Genomic DNA, 19,630 nt, shown 5'->3' with positions numbered 1-19,630 from the left:
ACCATGGCAGGTGAACGCGAACGCGGCGGACGTGAACGCAGGGAGCGCGAGGAGCGCGACAGCGAGTTCGTCGACAAGCTCGTCCACATCAACCGCGTGGCCAAGGTCGTCAAGGGCGGCAAGCGCTTCGGTTTCGCAGCGCTGGTCGTGATCGGCGACCAGAAGGGTCGTGCCGGCTTCGGTCACGGCAAGGCGCGCGAGGTGCCCGAGGCGATCCGCAAGGCGACCGAGTCCGCCAAGCGCAACCTGACGCGCGTGTCGCTGCGCGAGGGCCGCACGCTCCATCACGACATCGCCGGCCGTCATGGCGCGGGCCGTGTCTACCTGCGTGCAGCTCCGGCCGGTACCGGCATCATCGCCGGCGGTCCGATGCGCGCCGTGTTCGAAACGCTCGGCGTCCAGGACGTGGTGGCGAAGTCGATCGGCTCGTCGAACCCGTACAACATGGTGCGCGCGACCTTTGACGCGCTGAAGCATCAGGATTCGCCGCGCTCGGTCGCTGCCCGCCGCAACATCAAGGTATCCACCCTCCAGTCCCGCCGTATCGGTGGCGACGCCGAAGTGGTGGCGGAATAACAACGCGCGCTTCTCGAAGCGCTATTCGGAGTTACTGTCATGGCCAAGGCCGCAAAGACGATCAAGCTCGAGCAGACCGGCAGCGCGATCCGCCGCCATCACTCGCAGCGTTCGACGCTGATCGGGCTCAAGCTCAACAAGATCGGCCGGGTTGCCGAGCTGCAGGATACCCCTGAAGTTCGCGGCATGATCAGCAAGGTTCAGCATCTCGTCCGCGTCGTCGGCGAGTAAGCAGAGATAAGGAGAAGGGCGATGAAGCTCAGCGATATCGCCGACAACGCCGGCTCGCGCAAGAAGCGTATGCGCGTCGGCCGCGGCATCGGTTCCGGCAAGGGCAAGCAGTCCGGCCGCGGCGGCAAGGGCCAGACCGCGCGTTCGGGCGTGCGCATCAAGGGTTTCGAAGGCGGCCAGATGCCGATGCATCGCCGTCTGCCCAAGCGCGGCTTCAACAACATCTTCCGCATCGAGTTCGCCGAGATCAATCTCGACCGGCTCCAGGAAGCGGTCGATGCCAAGAAGATCGACGCCGGCAGCGTCGTGAACGTCGAGGCCCTGGTGAAGGGCGGCGTGCTGCGCCGCGCCAAGGGCGGCTTGCGGCTGCTCGGCCGCGGCGAGCTCAAGTCCAAGCTCAACATCGAAGTGCATGGCGCCACCAAGACCGCAATCGCGGCGGTCGAGAAGGCCGGCGGCTCGGTGAAGATCCTCGCCCCTGCCAAGGAAGAAGGCGAGGCGGCGTAACAACTGCGTCATTGGCCCGCGGCTCGCGGGCAATCCGCAGATCGAATGATGGACTTATCGAGGCCGAGCACCAGATAATGTCCGGTGTCTGCCGGCGCCCAGGGAATTGATCTCTTTGGGGGCGCCGGCGAATGGGGCTCCGGGAGAAAGCCGAAACATGGTCTCTGCAGCGGAACAACTGGCAGCCAATCTCAATTTCGGCGCGTTCGCCAAGGCCGACGAACTGAAGAAGCGCATCTGGTTCACCCTGGGTGCGCTGCTCGTTTATCGGCTCGGGACCTACATCCCGCTGCCCGGGATTGATCCGAACATCTGGGAGCAGGTGTTCCGCTCGCAGGCGGGCGGCATCCTCGGCATGTTCAACATGTTCGCCGGCGGCGGCATCCACCGCATGGCGATCTTTGCGCTGAACATCATGCCGTACATCTCGGCCTCGATCATCATCCAGCTCCTCACCACCGTCTCGCCGCAGCTCGAAGCGCTGAAGAAGGAAGGCGAGGCCGGCCGCAAGACGCTGAATCAGTACACCCGCTATCTGACGGTCATCCTGGCCGCGTTCCAGTCCTACGGGATCGCGGTAGGTCTCGAAGGCGCCGGCAACGTCGTCAGCGAGCCCGGCCTGTTCTTCCGCCTGTCCACGGCGATCACGCTGACCGGCGGCACCATGTTCCTGATGTGGCTGGGCGAGCAGATCACTTCGCGTGGCATCGGCAACGGCATCTCGCTGATCATTCTCGCCGGCATCGTCGCCGAGCTGCCCGCGGCGCTCGCCAGCATGCTCGAGCTCGGCCGTCAGGGCGCGATGTCGACCGGCCTGATCCTGGTCGTCATCATCATGGCCGTCGCCGTGATCGCCTTCATCGTGTTCATGGAGCGCGCGCAGCGCCGCCTCCTGATCCAGTATCCGAAGCGCCAGGTCGGCAACAAGATGTTCGAGGGCCAGTCCTCGCATCTGCCGCTCAAGCTCAACACGTCGGGCGTGATCCCGCCGATCTTCGCGTCCTCGCTGCTCTTGCTGCCGACCACGGTGGCGAACTTCAATGCGGGCAGCGGGCCGGAATGGTTCCAGTGGATCAACACCCAGCTCGGCCATGGCCGCCCGCTGTTCCTGATCATGTATCTGGCGCTGATCGTGTTCTTCGCCTTCTTCTACACAGCGATCGTGTTCAACCCGACCGAGACCGCGGACAATCTGAAGAAGCACGGCGGCTTCATTCCGGGCATCCGTCCTGGCGAGCGCACTGCGGAGTATATCGACTACGTGCTGTCGCGCATTACCGTGCTCGGCGCGATTTATCTGGCGATCGTCTGCCTGATTCCCGAGATCCTGATCTCCTACGCGTCGGTGCCGTTCTATTTCGGCGGCACCTCGCTGCTGATCGTCGTCAGTGTCACCATGGATACGGTGGCGCAGGTCCAGGGCTATCTTCTGGCCCATCAGTATGAAGGGCTGATCAGGAAGTCGAAGCTCAGGGGGGGCCGCCGCCGCTGATCGCGGCTCGGCTTCGAACTCAAAACACAGGTGTGCGGACGTCGCCCACCTAGCCGGGGGGCGAAACAGATATGAGATTGATCCTTTTGGGGCCGCCGGGCTCGGGCAAGGGAACCCAGGCGCAGCGGCTGGTGCACAGGCATGGCATCGTCCAGCTCTCGACCGGCGAGATGCTACGCGCGGCGGTTGCGGCCGGAACGCCGGTCGGGCTGAAGGCCAAGGAGATCATGGCCGGTGGCGGCCTCGTTCCGGACGAGGTCGTGGTCGGAATCATCTCCGACCGGATCGACCAGCCGGACGCCAGGAACGGTTTCATCCTCGACGGTTTCCCGCGCACCGTGCCGCAGGCCGAGGCGCTGGATGAGCTGCTCAAGCAGAAGCATCTCAAGCTCGACGCCGTGATCGAGCTCCGCGTCAACGAGAGCGCGCTGCTCGCCCGCGTTGAGAAGCGTGCCGAGGAAACCCGCGCGCGCGGCGAGGAAGTCCGCCTCGACGACACGCCGGAAGTGCTGACCAAGCGCCTGGCGCAGTACCGTTCGCTGACGGAGCCGCTGATTCACTATTATTCGGAGCGGCGGAAGCTGCTGACGGTCGATGGCATGATGACCATCGAGCACGTCACCCGCGAGATCAACCGGATCCTGACCGCGCTCGGCGCGCTGGAACCGAAGGATCATGAGGATCACGCCCCCAAGGCGGCTAAAAAGGCCGCCAAGGCGACCATGAAGGCCAGCAAGAAGCCGGCCAAGAAGGTAGCTAAATCAGCCAAAAAGGCCGCCAAACCCGCCAGGAAAGCTGCCAAGGCGCCCTCCAAGACCAAGGCGCCCAAGAAAACCGTGAAGAAGGCCGCGAAGAAGGCGGTAAAGAATGCCGCCAGCGCCGCGAAAGCCCGCAAGGGAGCAAAGACCGCCAAAAAGACCGCAAAAAAGGTCACGAAAAAGCGAGCCAAGCGCTAGCAGCGGTTGACGAAAGCCCCTGGAATCCCCTAATAAGCCCCGCATCCAAGTCGGATAGTTTCAGACGATGCCGGGCCCCAGGAAGACCGGGGGTGGGCGTCGTGTTCGCGTTTGTGAACACCTGCCCGAGAGAGCAAGAACTTGAGAAGCCCGAATCCGTGATGGATCGGCGACAGGAGAGAAGGCCGTGGCCCGTATTGCCGGCGTGAACATTCCCACCAACAAGCGCGTGCTGATCGCGCTCCAGTACATCCATGGCATCGGTCAGAAGATCGCCGGTGAGATCCTGGAGAAGGTGAAGATCCCCGTGGATCGTCGCGTCAATCAGCTCAGCGACGCCGAAGTGCTCCAGATCCGCGAAGTCATCGACCGCGACTATCTCGTCGAGGGCGATCTGCGTCGCGAGGTCGGTATCAACATCAAGCGTCTGATGGACCTCGGCTGCTATCGCGGCCTGCGTCATCGTCGCGGTCTGCCGGTGCGCGGCCAGCGCACCCACACCAATGCGCGCACGCGCAAGGGGCCGGCCAAGGCGATCGCCGGCAAGAAGAAGTAAGTTTTGCGAATTGCAGGTGGGGAGTAGCGAATGGAAATTCGCTACTCGCCATTTGCGTTTTGAGGTGTAGCCGCTGGCATTACGGCGGCGTTTGAGATCTTCAGGAAAGGGACTCAATGGGCAAGGAAGCCACCCGCGTTCGTCGTCGTGAGCGCAAGAACATCGCCTCCGGCGTCGCGCATGTGAACTCGTCGTTCAACAACACGACCATCACCATCACCGACGCGCAGGGCAACACGATTGCCTGGTCCTCGGCCGGCACGATGGGTTTCAAGGGCTCACGCAAGTCGACCCCGTACGCCGCGCAGGTCGCCGCCGAAGACGTCTCCAAGAAGGCGCAGGAGCACGGCATGCGCACGTTGGAAGTCGAAGTCGCCGGCCCCGGTTCGGGCCGCGAGTCGGCGCTCCGGGCGCTTCAGGCCGCCGGCTTCACCGTCACCTCGATCCGCGACGTGACCACGATCCCGCACAACGGTTGCCGTCCCCGCAAGCGTCGTCGCGTTTGATCTGTAAGTCGCGGGCGGCCTCTGGCCGCCCTGCGATGGTTTTTGGAATTGACCGCGCGGACTGATCCGCGATCTCCAACGCCGGGTTCGGCCATTCGATTTGGCCCTATGACCGGCAAATGGGTGAAACAGTGACGATCCAGAAAAATTGGCAAGAACTGATTCGGCCGAACAAGCTCCAGGTGACGCCCGGCAGCGATTCCTCGCGTTTCGCGACGATCGTCGCCGAGCCGCTCGAGCGCGGCTTCGGCCAGACGCTCGGCAATGCCCTGCGCCGCATCCTGCTCTCCTCGCTCCAGGGCGCGGCGGTGCAGTCGGTGCACATCGACGGCGTGCTGCACGAGTTCTCCTCGATCGCCGGCGTCCGTGAAGACGTCACCGACATCGTGCTCAACATCAAGGACATCTCGATCAAGATGCAGGGCGAAGGCCCCAAGCGCATGGTCGTGAAGAAGCAGGGCCCCGGCGTCGTCACCGCCGGTGACATCCAGACCGTCGGCGACGTCGTCGTGCTCAACCCCGATCTGCAGATCTGCACCCTCGACGAGGGCGCCGAGATCCGCATGGAGTTCACGGTCGCCACCGGCAAGGGCTACGTGCCCGCCGAGCGCAACCGTCCCGAGGATGCGCCGATCGGCCTGATCCCGGTCGACAGCCTGTACTCGCCGGTCCGCAAGGTCTCCTACAAGGTCGAGAACACCCGCGAGGGCCAGATCCTCGACTACGACAAGCTGACCATGACGATCGAGACCAACGGCGCGCTCACGCCGGACGATTCAGTGGCCTACGCTGCGCGCATCCTGCAGGATCAGCTCAACGTGTTCGTCAACTTCGAAGAGCCGCGCAAGGAAGTCGCCCAGGAGATCATCCCGGACCTCGCCTTCAACCCGGCCTTCCTCAAGAAGGTGGACGAGCTCGAGCTGTCGGTGCGTTCGGCCAACTGCCTGAAGAACGACAACATCGTCTACATCGGCGACCTCGTGCAGAAGAGCGAAGCGGAAATGCTTCGCACCCCGAATTTCGGTCGCAAGTCGCTGAACGAGATCAAGGAAGTGCTGGCCCAGATGGGTCTGCACCTCGGCATGGAAGTGCCGGGCTGGCCGCCGGAGAACATCGACGAGCTCGCCAAGCGCTTCGAGGATCATTACTGAGTATTCGTCGTTCCGGGGCGATGCGAAGCATCGAACCCGGAATCTCGAGATTCCGGGTTCGGCTCTTCGAGCCGCCCCGGAATGACGACCGGGCGAACGCAGGAAGCCCACCTGAAAACCAGTCGCTGAACCACCGCGACACAAGCGAAGAAGGACTACACACATGCGTCACGGCAAGGTTCATCGGAAACTCAACCGCACGGCCGAGCATCGCAAGGCGATGTTCGCCAACATGGCGGCCTCGCTGATCAAGCACGAGCAGATCGTCACCACGCTGCCCAAGGCCAAGGAGCTTCGCCCGATCGTCGAGAAGCTCGTTACCCTCGGCAAGAAGGGCGGCCTGTCGCTGCGCCGCCAGGCGATCGCGGAGCTGCGCGACGTCGATATGGTCAAGAAGCTCTTCGACACGCTCGCGACCCGCTACAAGGACCGGCAGGGCGGCTACACCCGCATCATCAAGGCCGGCTTCCGCTACGGCGACAACGCCGCGATGGCCGTGATCGAGTTCGTCGATCGCGACGTCGATGCCAAGGGCCAGGATTCCGGCCCGGTGCAAGAGAAGGAAGCCGAGGCGGCGTAAGCCGCTCTCGCTGAGGCGGCGCAGGCCGCTCTCACTGAGGCGGCGCAGGCTGCTCTCGAGCCAGGTTTTGAAAGCGGCGCCTTCGGGCGCCGTTTTTGTTTTGGTGGCGTCGCTCTATCCCCGTCGTCGTCCTGGCGAAAGCCAGGACCCACACCACGGGATCTATCAAGCCGGCACGGTGGCCGACGCCGGCTTCATCATCAACGCAGGTGGTAATGGGTCCTGGCTTTCGCCAGGACGACGAGGCGTGTTCTACTTCCTCACGCGTCGGTGAGATGCAATTGCGGCGCTGCATGCAGCGCCCGATATGTCCGTCGACATCAATGGAGATGACAGATGAACATCGACCTTTCCGGAAAGACCGCCCTCGTCACCGGCTCGACCGCCGGCATCGGCCACGCCGTTGCCAAGGGCCTCGCCGCCTCGGGCGCGAGTGTCGTGATCAACGGGCGCGGTAAGGACAAGGTCGATGCCGCGATTACGGCGATCGCCAAAGCGGTGCCCGAGGCGAAGGTGCGCGGCATCGCCGCCGACGTCTTGACCGCGGCGGGCTGCAAGGCGCTCGTTGCGGCGCTGCCGGACGTCGACATCCTCATCAACAATGCCGGCATCTTCGAACCCAAGGACTTCTTCGACATCCCGGACGAGGACTGGACCCGCTTCTTCGAGATCAACGTGATGAGCGGCGTGCGGCTGTCGCGCGCGTACATGAAGGGCATGCTCGAGCGCAACTGGGGCCGCATCGTCTTCATCTCCTCGGAGTCGGGTCTCAACATTCCCATCGAGATGATCCATTACGGCATGACCAAGACGGCCCAGCTGTCTGTCGCGCGCGGCCTGGCGCAGCTCACCCGCGGCACCGGCGTCACGGTCAACTCCGTGCTGCCGGGCCCGACCATGTCGGAGGGCGTCGAGACGTTCGTCAAGGATCTCGCCAAGCAGAATGGACAGTCGGTGGACGAGGCTGCTGCGAACTTCGTCAAGCAGCATCGGCCGAGCTCGCTGATCCAGCGCTTTGCCAGCGTCGACGAGATCGCCAACATGGTGGTCTATGTCGCATCCAAGGAAGCGTCCGCGACCAACGGTGCAGCGCTGCGCGCCGAGGGCGGCATCGTCAACACGATCGCCTGAGGCGGCGCGCATGGCGGCCTATGTGATCTCCGAGGTCGAGGTGCGCGATGGAGCCGCGATGGAGGCCTACCGCACGCTCGCGGCTCAGACCATTGCCCAATATGGCGGCCGCTACCTCGCGCGCGGCGGCGCCGTCGAGGTAGTGGAGGGCGGTCCACCACCGAACGCGATCGTCATCGTCGAATTTTCGACCATGGCGCGCCTGCGCGAATGGTACGCGTCACCGGAATACGCCGAGGCGTTGAAGCTGCGCGCAACCGCGCTGGAGCGACGCCTGCTGTTCGTCGAGGGCGTGCCGCCGATCTAAAGCGCGATGCGATTAGGATCAATCGTCATTGCGCTTTAGGTTGTTGTTTGAGCATGATCTTTGCGGAAGACCGCTTCGCACTTTTCCGGATCATGCTCTAGCTATCCCTTCGCGCCGTCCAGGAATTCGCTGAAGCCTGCGGGACGGTAGGGACCGAAGCAAATCTGCTCCAGCACGCCAATTCCGGTCTGGCCGCCCTGGCGGGCGCGAACCACCTGCTGCACGTGCACATTCTCGCGGGCCAGCGGGTCGAGCGTCGATGGATCGAACAACTCGCCGCCGATCTCGAGCTCGCCCTTCCACATGCCCTGGCCCCACTGCGGATGGCCGTAGCCGAGGCCCTTCATCTGGAATTTGAGGATCGGGTCGAGCGCGATGGTCGTGGTGTGGCCGTCGATATCGACGAGGTCGATTTCAGCCGACTGCGCGAGCCGGGTGTTCGGCACGTATTTGACGCGATGCCGCGCGGTCGCCATGCGGCGGTCGAGGCCGTCGACCACGCCGGGGATCTCGGCCTCGCTTCGGTAGAGCGGCGCGGTAATGCCCTCGCGGACCAGCGCCTCGCCCTGCGTCCCGTCGAAGAAGATCGCGTGCGAGATGTGGTCGTCCCAGACCAGCGGCGCCCAGAGGAAGAACACGCTCGGCGGCGGCATCGGCGCGCCTCCGACGTCGCGTTCGCCGACATTGCGCACGCCCCAGGAGCGATCCTTGGTGCCGTAGCATGTGCGATCGTCGACCTTGATCCCGCCATCCGGGTGGTTGATGACGCCGCTCCAGCGGCCGAACTGGTCGAACCGGGTCGAATCCATCGCGCGGCGGTCGCCCGACCAAAGCGTCTGGCGCGCTTCCTGGATCGCGGCGGTGCGCGCGGAGAAGGTCAGGTCGCAGGCGAGGCCCGTCGCATTGTCGTCGAGCACCACCCGGGTCCGCAGCATCGGCTCGAGCACTTCGAGCCTGAACGGACCGACCTGCATCTCGGTGCGCTCGATCGGAGCCCGCCGCGAGCCGTAAAAGCAGTGCTGCCGTCCGCCGCGTTCCACGACGCTGAAGGCGCAATCGAGGATCTTGCGGTGCGGGTAGATCGCAATGCCGATCCCGAAATAATACGCGCCGTCGGCGGTGTAGCCGTTGAACCAGGTCCGGTCATAGACATTGCGGTCGCTGGTCGAGGGAACCGCGATCGGCTCCGGCGTCTGGTGGATGGGGAAATCGTCCAGTTTGTTGAGCACGCCGATTCCTTTCGATGCCTGACGCGTTGTATCCACTTCGCTCGAAAGCGCGTTAGTCCTGCCAGTATGAAAAACTGTCGTGGTCCAGCGCTTGCGCGCAGGCGCCGCGGGTCATTTTCAGGAACAGCGCGTCGCCTCGCTCGGAGCGCTGGACGCTGAGCGCGGAGACGACGCCCATCATGATGCCGTGCAGCGTGTAGCGCCGATAATCCCGCCAGCAACGATCCCAGTCATAGTCCCGCACGCCGCGCCGGATCAGTTCCGAGTGATAGAGCCGCACCAGCTCGGCCTCATGAAGCCGCCGTTCGGATGGATCGATGCCGGCCGAGAGGAAATAGGCGACGTCGACGATTCCCGGGCCCACTGTCAGCGTCTGCCAGTCCAGCGTCGCCATCGGCCGGGTGTTGCCGCGCACATCGAACAGCATGTTGTCGAGCCGGAAGTCCGCATGCTGCAAGGTTCGCAGCGCCGACCGATCGGACTGATAGCGCAATAGGGCGTCCGGAAGCCGGTCGATCAGATCAAGGAATTCCGGCTCGATCACGCCGCGATATCGCTCCTTGTAGTGACCGATGATGCCGGGCAGCACCGCGCGAAGGTCTCTGCGCCGGCTTGCGGCCACCACGAAGCATTGCACCGCATCGAGGCTCGGGTCATTCCATCGCGGCGCATGCAACGCCGCGGCCTCGGTCATGGCCATCTGGCTGTCGGCGATCGAGCATCCGGCGAGTTGATCGCCCGGACGTGCGGGCGCGAGGTCTTCCAGGATCAGCGTGAAGTCGTCGGTCGCCGGATCGATTTCGGCAATAATCGGCCGGGGCGTGTGAATGGCGACGGTGGCGGCCAGTTCGCGATAGAACGCGACCTCGCGGACGTAAAGCGTGTGCGCGGAGCCGGAGCGGCGGCTGTCGGGATCTGCAGCAGGGAATTTGCCGACGACGCTCAAGGGAGCGTTCGGCTCGTCACCGTCATAGGTCAGACGAAATCGATAACTGTCGCCGACGAGGCCGTTGCCGACCGGCTTGCAGGCGAGATCGACAACTCTGACCCGATCGATCAGACCGGCTTCGCGCAGCGCCCGCGTCATCCACTCCGGATCGATCCGCGACGGATCGGCCGTGAGCAAACTCATCGGTTTCCTCCCATCCCCGTAGGCGTCACCACCGCTCCGGCCGCGTCCTGCGCGGCCGGATTGAGGACGGGGTGATCGTTACGCAAATCATACAGGCGATGCCGTGGCTTTGGCAAAGCCACTCCCCGGGCCTGTGGGGATATCATGCCCGGGATGTTGCCCGGGCATGAGGAAGCAGACGTGAGGAGCCTCTACCACCCCTCCAGCACGATCTTGCCGCGCGACTTGCCGCTCTCCAAGAGCGCATGGGCGCGCTTGAGGTTGGCGGCGTTGATCGTGCCGAAGGTCTGGTCGAGCGTGGTGCGCAAAACGCCCTTGTCGATGAGGTCGGCGACATCATTGAGCAGATGATGCTGCGCGATCATGTCTGGCGTCTGGAACGAGGAGCGCGTGAACATCGATTCCCAGTGCACCGAGATGGCCTTGCCCTTGAACGTGCTCATGGCAAATTCCGGGGGATCGTCGATCAGGCCGAACCTTCCCTGCGGGGCCATGAACTCCGCAATCGCCTTGTAGTGCTGGTCGGTGAAGGTCAGGCTGGCCACCAGCCCGACCGGCGGCAGCTTCAGCTTCTCGATCTGCTCCTTCATCGGCTTGCCGTGGTCGATCACCGCATGAGCGCCGAGATCGAGGCACCATTTCTGCGACTCCGGCCGCGTCGCGGTGGCAAGTACGGTCAGCCCGGTGAGGCGGCGGGCAAGTTGGATCAGGATCGAGCCGACGCCGCCGGCGCCGCCCGTGATCAGGAGCGTGCGCGGATCGACGCTCTTGCCGGGCACCGCGCCGAGCCGGTCGAACAGCAATTCCCAGGCGGTGATGGACGTGAGGGGGAGAGCGGCGGCCTGCGCGAACGACAGGCTCTTCGGCTTGTTGCCGACGATGCGCTCGTCGACCAGGTGGAATTCGGCGTTGGTGCCCTGGCGCAGGATCGAGCCGGCGTAGAACACCTCGTCGCCCGGCTTGAAGAGAGTCACGTCGGGCCCGACGGCATCGACCACGCCGGCCGCGTCATAGCCGAGGATCTTCGTCTCGCCCTCGGGCGGAGCTGCGCGCTTGCGCACCTTGTAATCGACCGGATTGGCCGAGATCGCCTTCACGGCGACGCGGATGTCGCGCCCTTTGGGTTCGGGCTTGGCGGTCTCGAAATCGATCAGTGAATCCGCATCCTCGATCGGAAGCGATTTTTTGTAGCCGACGGCCTTCATGGCTTGTCTCCGTGGTGGGCGATTGCCTGCGGATTAACTGTCGCGCTGGCGTCCATTTGGCAAGTACTGTAAATTCGGGGATATAGTCCCTGTTTGGATACTATTGGGAAAACACGCATGAAGCGGCGCAATTTTGCCCGTCGTCCCGGCTGCTCTGTCGAGGCGACGCTGGACCTGATCGACGGCAAGTGGAAGGGCGTGATCCTCTACCACCTCCAGAGCGGCACCCAGCGCTTCGGCGAATTGCGCCGCCGGATGCCCGGCATCACCCAGCGCATGCTCACGAAGCAGCTGCGCGCGCTGGAGGAGGACAAGCTGGTCATCCGCAAGGTCTATGCCGAGGTGCCGCCGCGCGTGGAATACACGCTTTCCGAACTCGGCGAGAGCCTGCGCCCCGTGATCGATATTCTGAAAGCCTGGGGCGAGGGCCATCAGGAGCGGCTGTCCTGCGCACCGGCGCCCGAGGTCGTCGTGAAGAAGAAGCGCGCGGCGTAGCTCAAGTTTGAATTGAATCAGGCCGGCCACGCGCCGAGGGGCAGGTCACTCGCAAATGAAAAGTTCGGTGTCGTCCCGGCGTAGGCCGGGACCCATAACCCCAGGGAGCGGTTGCGGCGCGGGCGAGCGACCACGAGTCTTCGTCAAACCAGATCCTGTGGTTATGGGTCCCGGATCAGCGCTCCGCTTCGCTGCGCTTGTCCGGGACGACAAAGTTCTTTTGCCGCCGGCTCCTTTGCATGGGTTGTTTTCGATATTTCGGCGGCGCGTAACGGCCGGGAGCGGTGTCGCTCCCGGCCGTTGGTCTTGACGGCCGCTCCGATCAGCTCAGAACGCGAACTGCGTGCGCATCGCGACCGCGTCGAACTTCGAGCCGACATCCGCAGCCGAGGTCGCCGAGGCCTGCTTGGCGATATCGCCGTGCAGATAGTTCAGCATGAAGCGGACGTTGTTGTTGACGTACCAGTTCAGCGCGGCGGTGTAGACGGTCTGCCGTCCGCCCGCGATGCCGACCGCCTGCGCGATCTGATCGTTGAGGTCCATCGTGCTGACGCGGCCGGCGATTTCCCAGGCGCCCCAGCCGCCGCCGGCGAGCGAGAACGGATCATGCGGCTTGATACCGCTGTAGGAGGCTGTCGCCGGGTTGTAGGCGTGGTTCTCGCCGGTCAGCACGTAGCCGACCTGCGCGTAACCGCCGTCGAATTTCAGGCTCGGCGCGCCGAATGGCGGCAGCCCCGTGTTCGCCGAGCGGTCGACATTGAACCAGTAATATTCGCCCTGCGCGATGAACGGGCCATAGGTCGCTGCCGCCTCGACGCCGTAGACCTGCGCGCCGGAGACGTTGGCGATCGCACCGGTCGAGATCAGCGTGGTCGGATCGATGCGCAGCTCGGGCCGGTCGCTGAGCGTGAGCGTCTGCGCCTGCGTGAGCTGGTTGCGCGGCGGCTGCACCAGCCATTCCGCATCGGCGCCGATGTGTACCGAATAGTTCTTGCCGCTGATCGGATTGCCGGCGACGCGGATGACGCCGCCATACTGCTCGGACGTGCCGGCCGGCGAGGCGGAGGATGCGGAGTGGATGGCGCCCGACGTTGGTCCCGTGACATAGCCGCCGATCCAGAGCTGGTCGTTGAACCAGCGCGCACCGGCCGCGGAGCGGAAGTCGCCGGCGGCGATGTTGGTCGCGATCACACCGGGTGAGGCGCGTTCCATGAACATGATGTCGTTTGAGCTCGTCGCTTCGTCGAGCGTGTATGGCAGATCCATGATGCCGGCCTCGATCGCCATCTTGCCGCCGAACGGCTTCAGGCCGGTGTAGCTGACATAGGCGTTCTCGACGCCGGAGAGGCCGCCGCCCGGCAACGATCCTGGCGCGGCGCCGCCAAATCCGTCGGAGGAGCCGCCGAAATCGTAGACCAGCGCGAAGTTCCAGTCGTTGAAGAACTTACCGGCGACCCCGATGCGCGCGCGTCGGACGTTCTGGCCGCTGTCGAGCTTCTGCGGCACGGTGGCCGCGGTGTTGGGACGATAGTCATAGCCGCCGACATCCCAATGCAGGCGGCTGGTGATGGCGACGCAATTGGCCTGGTCGGCGGTGCAGATCGTCGGGCGGTTGTTCGGCATCGTCACGACGACGCCGGACGGCGCGACCGGGCCTTTCACCGGGATCGCGGCGTTGGCGCTCGCCACCCGCGCGGCCTTGGCATCCGCCGCCTTCGCATTGGCATTTGCGCTGGCGGCGGTTGCGGTATTGGCGTTGGTCTGCTTCTGCAGTCTGTCGAGCTTCTGCTCCAGCATCTTCAACTGCTGCTTCAGCAGCGCGATCTCCGCATCGCTGCCGCCTCCGGCCGATTGTGAATAGGCCGGCGAGGCGGCGAGCGCCCCTGCCAGGCCGATGGCGATTGCACCAACTTTTGTCGCACTCATCGTGCACCCCTGTTGTGTTTGAAGTCCCCACTCACTGAACGGTCCTAGGAGCGTATCGTGACTGACGCACGACAGTGCTTCCGGGCATCGCAGTTCCGCTTGTGGTCCGCAGGCAACAAGCGGAGCGGCGCAGTGAGATGACAGCCATCATAGAAGCTTGGCGGCGCGCTTCAACGCGGCTGCCGCGGGTTGTGCACCGGTCCGGCGGGGGGCCAGTTATCCGGCCGGGCGCCCTTCAATTGCCCGGCGAACACGCCTATATTCCGGCGTTTCCACGAGAGGTGAGAATGCTCCGACCTGTCCGCTTTGCTGCCGTATCCGCTCTGTGCACGTTGGCCTTCATGGCGAATCTTTCCGCAGCCGCGGCGCAGGACCGCCGCGTCCCGTCATCGCCGGCCGAGCTGCGGCTGTCCTATGCGCCGATCGTGCAACGGGTGCAGCCCGCGGTCGTCAACGTCTATGCCGCCAAGGTGGTGCAGAACCGCAATCCGCTGCTGGACGACCCGATCTTCCGCCGCTTCTTCGGCGTGCCGGGTCAGCAGCCCGAGCAGATGCAGCGCTCGCTCGGCTCCGGCGTCATCGTCGATGCCTCCGGTCTCGTGGTCACCAACGTCCACGTCATCGAAGGGGCGGACCAAGTGAAGGTGTCGCTGTCGGACAAGCGCGAGTTCGAGGCCGAGATCCTGCTGAAGGATAGCCGCACCGACCTTGCGGTGCTGCGGCTGAAGAACACCAACAAGGAAAAATTCGCAACGCTCGACTTCGCCAACTCCGACCAGCTTCAGGTCGGCGACGTCGTGCTGGCGATCGGCAATCCCTTCGGTGTCGGCCAGACCGTGACCCACGGCATCATCTCGGCGCTGGCACGCACGCAAGTCGGCATCACCGACTACCAGTTCTTCATCCAGACCGATGCGCCGATCAATCCCGGCAATTCCGGCGGCGCGCTGGTCGACATGAGCGGCAAGCTCGCCGGTATCAACACCGCGATCTATTCGCGCTCCGGCGGCTCGCAGGGCATCGGCTTTGCGATTCCCGCCAACATGGTGCGCGTCGTCGTCGCATCAGCCAAGAGCGGCGGCAAGGCAGTGAAGCGCCCGTGGCTCGGGGCAAAATTGCAGGCGGTGACTCCGGAGATCGCGGAGACGCTGGGACTGAAGCTGCCGAGCGGCGCGCTGGTCGCCAATGTCGCGCCGAACAGCCCGGCGGCGAAGGCCGGGCTCAAGCTCTCCGACCTGATCATCGGGATCGACGGCACGCCGATCGATGATCCCAACGCCTTCGACTACCGTTTCGCAACCCGTCCGCTCGGCGGCACCGCGCAGATCGACGTGCAGCGCGGCAGCAAGCCGGTCAAGCTGACCGTGGCGCTGGAGACCGCGCCCGATACCAATCGCGACGAGATCGTGCTGACTGCGCGCTCGCCGTTCCAGGGCGCCAGGGTCGCCAATATCTCGCCGGCGCTGGCCGATGAGCTGCATCTCGACGCGGGCGCCGAGGGCGTCGTGGTGACCGAGCTGGCCGATGACGGCACCGCCGCCAATGTCGGCTTCCAGAAAGGCGACATCATCCTGGCCGTCAACAACCAGAAGATTGCGCAAGACCGGCGATCTCGAGAAGGCCGCAGGCGAGCGGTCGCGGATCTGGCGCATCACGCTGGTGCGCGGCGGCCAGCAGATCAACGTCACGTTGGGCGGATGAGTCCGAAGCGACCGCACGAAGCCAGCAATCTCTTTGCCGCGGCGGGGCTCGACCACGAGGCGCCGCATCCGCTGCCGGACCGGCTGCGGCCGCGCGCGCTGTCGGAGGTCGTCGGTCAGGACCATATCCTCGGCCCCGACGGTGCGCTGACGCGCATGCTGGAAACGCGCACGCTCGGCTCGCTGGTGTTCTGGGGCCCGCCGGGCACCGGCAAGACAACGGTGGCGCGGCTGCTGGCGGATGCCACCGATCTGCATTTTGAACAGATCTCCGCGGTGTTCTCCGGCGTCGCCGATCTCAAGAAGGCTTTCGATGCCGCGCGCGCCCGCCGCGAGATGGGCAAGGGCACGCTGCTCTTCGTGGACGAGGTGCATCGCTTCAACCGCGCCCAGCAGGATTCCTTTCTGCCCGTGATGGAAGACGGCACGGTGGTCATGGTCGGCGCCACCACCGAGAACCCGTCCTTCGAGCTCAACGCGGCGCTCCTGTCCCGCGCGCGCGTGCTGGTGTTTCGTTCGCTCGATGCCGCCGCGATCGAAAAGCTGTTCGCGCATGCCGAGGCGGTCGAGGGCAGGAAGCTGCCGCTGGATGCGGAGGCGCGCGCGGTGCTGGTGCGCATGGCCGACGGCGACGGCCGCGCCTCGCTGACGCTTGCCGAAGAGGTATGGCGTTCGGCGCGGGCGGACGAGATTTTCAATGCCGCGCAGTTGCAGGACATCCTGCAGCGCCGCGCGCCGATCTACGACAAGTCGGCCGACGGCCATTACAACCTGATTTCTGCGCTGCATAAGTCGGTGCGCGGCTCCGATCCCGATGCCGCGCTGTATTACCTCGCCCGCATGCTCGATGCCGGTGAGGATCCGCTGTTCCTGGCCCGTCGTGTCGTGCGCATGGCGGTCGAGGACATCGGGCTGGCCGATCCGCAGGCGCTCGTCATCGCCAATGCCGCCAAGGATGCCTTCGACTTCCTCGGCCATCCCGAAGGCGAACTCGCGATCGCGCAGGCCGTCGTCTATCTCGCCACCGCGCCGAAATCGAACGCGGTCTACGCCGCCTTCGGCACGGCGATGCAGGTCGCCAAGCAGGCCGGCTCGCTGCTGCCGCCGAAGCACATCCTCAATTCCCCGACCAAGCTGATGAAGTCGGAAGGCTACGGTGCAGCGTACGAATACGACCACGACGCCCCCGACGCCTTCTCCGGCCAGGACTACTTCCCGGAGGCTCTCGGCCGCCAGACCTTCTACGATCCACCCGACCGCGGCTTCGAGCGCGAGATCCGCAAGCGGCTGGATTACTGGCAGCGGCTGCGCAAGGAACGGGGCGGGAGCTAGAGCAAGAGATTTGGGCGAGCAACACTTGTATAATTTCGGAATATTAGAAGAGTATCCCTGAGTTGCCCGACGTGTCAAGTTGCTTGATGCAACGCCGGCCGCCGCCGGCTGCTTTGCATGGGGTTGTTTTCGATATTTTGGCAGCGCGCGCTGCAACAGCCCATAACTTCGTATTGCTCTGGCGCGTCACTTCACGCTCTTTGCGAATTCCAGGATCTCGTCCGTCAGCCGCGTGTCCGGCGTGTTGATGGCATAGACCTCCGACATGTGGCTGTGCTGCGGCAGCATGAAGCTGCGCGCGCAGCCGCTTGGCCGCTTGCAGCTGGCCTGCTTCATGAGCTCGAACTGCTCGACGAAGCGCGGCGGGTCGAGCTCGGCCGCGGTGATCAGGAACGGGATCGGGCTTCCGACCAGGCCTTGCAGCGAGGAGCGCTCGGCATAGCGCGAGGGGTCGGAGCCGTAATAGGCGAGCTCGGCGTCGCCGGCCGGCGAGGCCGTCAGATCATAGATGCCCGACACCATGATCGCGCCGGCAAGGCCGCCGCCCTTCACCTTGTGAAATTCTGGATGCGAGACATAGCTCGCGACATGGATCGCGCCGGCCGACTGGCCCATCAGGAAGATGCGCCCGGGCTCGCCGCCGCGGGAGGCGATGTTTTCCGCAACCCACTGCACGAGCGCACCCATGTCCTCCGCGCCTGCCGGCCATGGAAAGGCCGGCGCCAAGCGATAGGTGGCATTGACGCCGACGAAGCCGTTCTTCACCGCCCACAGCATGATGTTGTCGTAGAACGGGCTGCCGGGCGCGCGCTTGTTGCCCGCAATGAGGCCGCCGCCATGGATGTAGATCAGCACGGGTCGTGCGGGCGCCGCCGTCTCCGGCGTGAACACGTCGAGCAGATGGCGGTCGGCGGGGCCGTATTTGAGGTCGCGCTCGACCTTGACGCCCTGATAGGGCTCCTTCTGTTGCAGCGGCGCGTAGAGTGCGGCGGTCTTGGGCGGGTCGATGACGCGGCCGAGTTCCAAGAGCTTCCAGGCCAGATCTTCCGGCATCGCGGCTTCGGGCATCGGGCTTTGCTGGGCGAGCGCAGGGTCCGTGAGCATCAGGGCCGCCGCCAAAGCCGATATCGCCAGCCTCATTCCAGGGTCCCCGTCGATTGCCGTATGCGGCCGAACATGGCCGATCTTGCATCGGATTCACACCGATTTCGCCGTGACAATTCGCGGCATTTGCGCTAGGCACAATGCAGGTCTGGAGCCGAAAAATCACCATGAGCCGCCGTATCAAGAGAACCACATCGCCGGGCGACCGCGCCAAAGGGCGCGACAAGGGCCGCGACCGGGACCGCGTCGGCGATCGTGGCAAGGATCGTGGTGAGGATCGTGGCAAGAGCGGATCGGCGCAGCGCGGCCGCAAGCCGGACGATCGCAAGCTCGGTGAGCGCAAGTCTAGTGAGCGTAAGTCCGGTGAGCGTCCGTTCGCGCATCGTGCGGCCGGAAAGCCGCCGCGCTTTGCCGAGCCGCGCCGCGACCGGCAGGAGCGGGCTGAGCCCGTCATGTCGAAGACTGCCGCGGCCGAACAGCCATTGCCGACCAAGGTTCAGACTGTTGTCGTCACCGCGGACGAGAACAACATGCGTGTCGACCGTTTCCTCGAAGCGCGCTTTCCCGGCCTGTCGTTCTCCCACATCCAGCGCGTGGTCCGCAAAGGCGAACTCAGGGTCAACGGCAAGCGCGCCGATTCCAAGGACCGGCTCGAGGAGGGCCAGAGCGTCCGGATCCCGCCGTTGCGGCTTGATACGCCGAAGACGGCCGGCACGCTCTCCGAGGCCGAGGCGAAGACACTGCAGGCGCTGAAGGAGATGACGATCTACGAGGACGACGACGTCCTCGTCCTGAACAAGCCGGCCGGCCTTGCCGTGCAGGGCGGGTCGGGCATGACGCGGCACATCGACCAGATGTTGGAGGTGATGCGCGACGCCAAGGGCCAGAAGCCGCGGCTCGTGCACCGCATCGACAGGGAGACGTCGGGCTGTCTCCTGATCGCCAAGACGCGCTTCGCCGCCTCGCACCTGACAGGCGCATTCCGCCATCGCTCCGCGCGCAAGATCTACTGGGCGCTGGTCGCCGGTGTACCGAAGCCGAAGCAGGGGCGCATCTCGACCTATCTCGCCAAGGAGGAGAGCGAGGAGGACAGCATCATGCGGATCGCCGAGCATGGTGACGAGGGCGCGAGCCACGCCGTGACATATTATGCCGTGGTCGAGACCTCGGCGACCAAGCTCGCCTGGGTGTCGCTGAAGCCGGTGACGGGCCGCACCCACCAGCTGCGCGCCCACATGGCCCATATCGGCCATCCGATCGTCGGTGATCCCAAATATTTCAACATCGAGAACTGGCAGCTGCCGGGCGGCTTGCAGAACCGGCTGCATCTCTTGGCACGCCGCATCGTCATCCCGCATCCGCGCGGCGGCGTGATCGACGCCACCGCGCCGCTGCCGCCACACATGCAGCAGTCGTGGAACCTGCTCGGGCTGGAGGCCGACCGCTTCGACCCGATCGAGAACGCGCCCGAGGAGTGACGGGCGGGGCGCGGCCTCCAATATCCGTCGCGGACA

Annotated in this window: 19 protein-coding genes and 1 pseudogene; 15 read left to right on the top strand and 5 right to left on the bottom strand. The window is 64.8% G+C overall.

Annotation, left to right across the window (positions count from 1 at the left end):
* The first annotated feature begins 3 nt into the window (after positions 1–3).
* The 11 genes from rpsE (at position 4) to RX327_RS23650 (ending at position 7,993) form a co-directional block, all read left to right on the top strand.
* The gene (gene rpsE, locus RX327_RS23700; protein WP_317247271.1) at positions 4–576 is read left to right on the top strand and encodes a 30S ribosomal protein S5; all 573 of its coding nucleotides are present in this window, start codon (positions 4–6) and stop codon (positions 574–576) included.
* A 39-nt stretch (positions 577–615) separates the two neighbouring features.
* Positions 616–807 (top strand): 50S ribosomal protein L30, encoded by a 192-nt coding sequence (gene rpmD, locus RX327_RS23695; protein WP_317247270.1) that lies wholly within the window; start codon positions 616–618, stop codon positions 805–807.
* Positions 808–828: 21 nt separating this feature from the next.
* A complete protein-coding gene (gene rplO, locus RX327_RS23690; protein WP_028177974.1) occupies positions 829–1,314 on the top strand; it encodes a 50S ribosomal protein L15 in 486 nt (161 codons plus the stop codon).
* Positions 1,315–1,471: 157 nt separating this feature from the next.
* Positions 1,472–2,806 (top strand): preprotein translocase subunit SecY, encoded by a 1,335-nt coding sequence (gene secY / locus RX327_RS23685; RefSeq protein WP_317247269.1) that lies wholly within the window; start codon positions 1,472–1,474, stop codon positions 2,804–2,806.
* Between the two features lie 71 nt (positions 2,807–2,877).
* Positions 2,878–3,762 (top strand): adenylate kinase, encoded by an 885-nt coding sequence (locus RX327_RS23680; protein ID WP_317247268.1) that lies wholly within the window; start codon positions 2,878–2,880, stop codon positions 3,760–3,762.
* 187 nt (positions 3,763–3,949) lie between these two features.
* A complete protein-coding gene (gene rpsM / locus RX327_RS23675; protein WP_008549231.1) occupies positions 3,950–4,318 on the top strand; it encodes a 30S ribosomal protein S13 in 369 nt (122 codons plus the stop codon).
* A 116-nt stretch (positions 4,319–4,434) separates the two neighbouring features.
* Positions 4,435–4,824: a 30S ribosomal protein S11 gene (rpsK, locus tag RX327_RS23670; RefSeq protein WP_007603045.1), complete on the top strand. Its 390-nt coding sequence runs from the start codon at positions 4,435–4,437 to the stop codon at positions 4,822–4,824.
* Between the two features lie 119 nt (positions 4,825–4,943).
* Positions 4,944–5,975: a DNA-directed RNA polymerase subunit alpha gene (locus tag RX327_RS23665; protein WP_128919621.1), complete on the top strand. Its 1,032-nt coding sequence runs from the start codon at positions 4,944–4,946 to the stop codon at positions 5,973–5,975.
* Positions 5,976–6,138: 163 nt separating this feature from the next.
* Positions 6,139–6,555, top strand: coding sequence for a 50S ribosomal protein L17 (gene rplQ / locus RX327_RS23660; RefSeq protein ID WP_061876877.1), 417 nt, complete (start codon positions 6,139–6,141; stop codon positions 6,553–6,555).
* A 336-nt stretch (positions 6,556–6,891) separates the two neighbouring features.
* Positions 6,892–7,686, top strand: coding sequence for an SDR family oxidoreductase (locus tag RX327_RS23655; protein WP_317247267.1), 795 nt, complete (start codon positions 6,892–6,894; stop codon positions 7,684–7,686).
* A 10-nt stretch (positions 7,687–7,696) separates the two neighbouring features.
* Complete coding sequence (locus RX327_RS23650; RefSeq protein ID WP_317247266.1) at positions 7,697–7,993, top strand: DUF1330 domain-containing protein; 297 nt, start codon at positions 7,697–7,699, stop codon at positions 7,991–7,993.
* Positions 7,994–8,094: 101 nt separating this feature from the next.
* Here RX327_RS23650 and RX327_RS23645 read toward each other — a convergent pair whose 3' ends face one another.
* From RX327_RS23645 to RX327_RS23635, 3 genes are all read right to left on the bottom strand, one after another.
* On the bottom strand, positions 8,095–9,222 hold the full coding sequence (locus tag RX327_RS23645; protein ID WP_317247265.1) for a hypothetical protein: 1,128 nt from the start codon (positions 9,220–9,222) through the stop codon (positions 8,095–8,097).
* A 52-nt stretch (positions 9,223–9,274) separates the two neighbouring features.
* Positions 9,275–10,354 (bottom strand): phosphotransferase, encoded by a 1,080-nt coding sequence (locus RX327_RS23640; RefSeq protein WP_050384487.1) that lies wholly within the window; start codon positions 10,352–10,354, stop codon positions 9,275–9,277.
* Positions 10,355–10,545: 191 nt separating this feature from the next.
* Positions 10,546–11,559, bottom strand: coding sequence for a zinc-binding alcohol dehydrogenase family protein (locus RX327_RS23635; protein ID WP_317247264.1), 1,014 nt, complete (start codon positions 11,557–11,559; stop codon positions 10,546–10,548).
* A gap of 117 nt (positions 11,560–11,676) precedes the next feature.
* Here RX327_RS23635 and RX327_RS23630 point away from each other — a divergent pair, with 117 nt between their 5' ends.
* Positions 11,677–12,054, top strand: a complete 378-nt coding sequence (locus tag RX327_RS23630; RefSeq protein ID WP_317247263.1) for a helix-turn-helix domain-containing protein — start codon at positions 11,677–11,679, stop codon at positions 12,052–12,054.
* Positions 12,055–12,381: 327 nt separating this feature from the next.
* Here the strand turns inward: RX327_RS23630 and RX327_RS23625 are convergent, their stop codons facing one another.
* Positions 12,382–13,980 carry an OprO/OprP family phosphate-selective porin gene (locus RX327_RS23625; protein WP_317247262.1) on the bottom strand — a complete coding sequence of 533 codons (1,599 nt, stop codon included), beginning with the start codon at positions 13,978–13,980 and terminating at the stop codon, positions 12,382–12,384.
* A gap of 341 nt (positions 13,981–14,321) precedes the next feature.
* Between RX327_RS23625 and RX327_RS23620 the strand changes: the two are divergent.
* Both RX327_RS23620 and RX327_RS23615 read left to right on the top strand, forming a co-directional pair.
* Positions 14,322–15,681 (top strand): annotated as a pseudogene (locus RX327_RS23620) (DegQ family serine endoprotease).
* Positions 15,678–17,012: a replication-associated recombination protein A gene (locus RX327_RS23615; RefSeq protein WP_317247261.1), complete on the top strand. Its 1,335-nt coding sequence runs from the start codon at positions 15,678–15,680 to the stop codon at positions 17,010–17,012. The pseudogene RX327_RS23620 and the gene RX327_RS23615 overlap by 4 nt, the downstream one beginning before the upstream one ends.
* Before the next feature lie 186 nt (positions 17,013–17,198).
* Here RX327_RS23615 and RX327_RS23610 read toward each other — a convergent pair whose 3' ends face one another.
* Positions 17,199–18,116 carry an alpha/beta hydrolase gene (locus RX327_RS23610; protein WP_244481994.1) on the bottom strand — a complete coding sequence of 306 codons (918 nt, stop codon included), beginning with the start codon at positions 18,114–18,116 and terminating at the stop codon, positions 17,199–17,201.
* A gap of 167 nt (positions 18,117–18,283) precedes the next feature.
* Between RX327_RS23610 and RX327_RS23605 the strand changes: the two genes are divergently transcribed.
* Positions 18,284–19,594 carry an RluA family pseudouridine synthase gene (locus RX327_RS23605; protein WP_317247260.1) on the top strand — a complete coding sequence of 437 codons (1,311 nt, stop codon included), beginning with the start codon at positions 18,284–18,286 and terminating at the stop codon, positions 19,592–19,594.
* The last annotated feature ends 36 nt before the right edge of the window (positions 19,595–19,630 follow it).

This window comes from Bradyrhizobium sp. BEA-2-5, from assembly GCF_032918025.1.
Taxonomy (GTDB): Bacteria; Pseudomonadota; Alphaproteobacteria; order Rhizobiales; family Xanthobacteraceae; genus Bradyrhizobium; species Bradyrhizobium pachyrhizi.
The sequence above is the reverse complement of the archived record's forward strand: the minus strand, read 5'-3'. Positions and strand labels throughout refer to the sequence as shown.

What these genes read in the sequence shown, in the direction of transcription:
- rpsE (WP_317247271.1), top strand. Translation starts at nt 4, where the DNA reads ATGGCAGGTGAACGCGAACGCGGCGGACGTGAACGCAGGGAGCGCGAG.
- rpmD (WP_317247270.1), top strand. Translation starts at nt 616, where the DNA reads ATGGCCAAGGCCGCAAAGACGATCAAGCTCGAGCAGACCGGCAGCGCG.
- rplO (WP_028177974.1), top strand. Translation starts at nt 829, where the DNA reads ATGAAGCTCAGCGATATCGCCGACAACGCCGGCTCGCGCAAGAAGCGT.
- secY (WP_317247269.1), top strand. Translation starts at nt 1,472, where the DNA reads ATGGTCTCTGCAGCGGAACAACTGGCAGCCAATCTCAATTTCGGCGCG.
- RX327_RS23680 (WP_317247268.1), top strand. Translation starts at nt 2,878, where the DNA reads ATGAGATTGATCCTTTTGGGGCCGCCGGGCTCGGGCAAGGGAACCCAG.
- rpsK (WP_007603045.1), top strand. Translation starts at nt 4,435, where the DNA reads ATGGGCAAGGAAGCCACCCGCGTTCGTCGTCGTGAGCGCAAGAACATC.
- RX327_RS23665 (WP_128919621.1), top strand. Translation starts at nt 4,944, where the DNA reads ATGGGTGAAACAGTGACGATCCAGAAAAATTGGCAAGAACTGATTCGG.
- rplQ (WP_061876877.1), top strand. Translation starts at nt 6,139, where the DNA reads ATGCGTCACGGCAAGGTTCATCGGAAACTCAACCGCACGGCCGAGCAT.
- RX327_RS23655 (WP_317247267.1), top strand. Translation starts at nt 6,892, where the DNA reads ATGAACATCGACCTTTCCGGAAAGACCGCCCTCGTCACCGGCTCGACC.
- RX327_RS23650 (WP_317247266.1), top strand. Translation starts at nt 7,697, where the DNA reads ATGGCGGCCTATGTGATCTCCGAGGTCGAGGTGCGCGATGGAGCCGCG.
- RX327_RS23640 (WP_050384487.1), bottom strand. Translation starts at nt 10,354, where the DNA reads ATGAGTTTGCTCACGGCCGATCCGTCGCGGATCGATCCGGAGTGGATG.
- RX327_RS23635 (WP_317247264.1), bottom strand. Translation starts at nt 11,559, where the DNA reads ATGAAGGCCGTCGGCTACAAAAAATCGCTTCCGATCGAGGATGCGGAT.
- RX327_RS23630 (WP_317247263.1), top strand. Translation starts at nt 11,677, where the DNA reads ATGAAGCGGCGCAATTTTGCCCGTCGTCCCGGCTGCTCTGTCGAGGCG.
- RX327_RS23625 (WP_317247262.1), bottom strand. Translation starts at nt 13,980, where the DNA reads ATGAGTGCGACAAAAGTTGGTGCAATCGCCATCGGCCTGGCAGGGGCG.
- RX327_RS23615 (WP_317247261.1), top strand. Translation starts at nt 15,678, where the DNA reads ATGAGTCCGAAGCGACCGCACGAAGCCAGCAATCTCTTTGCCGCGGCG.
- RX327_RS23610 (WP_244481994.1), bottom strand. Translation starts at nt 18,116, where the DNA reads ATGCTCACGGACCCTGCGCTCGCCCAGCAAAGCCCGATGCCCGAAGCC.
- RX327_RS23605 (WP_317247260.1), top strand. Translation starts at nt 18,284, where the DNA reads ATGAGCCGCCGTATCAAGAGAACCACATCGCCGGGCGACCGCGCCAAA.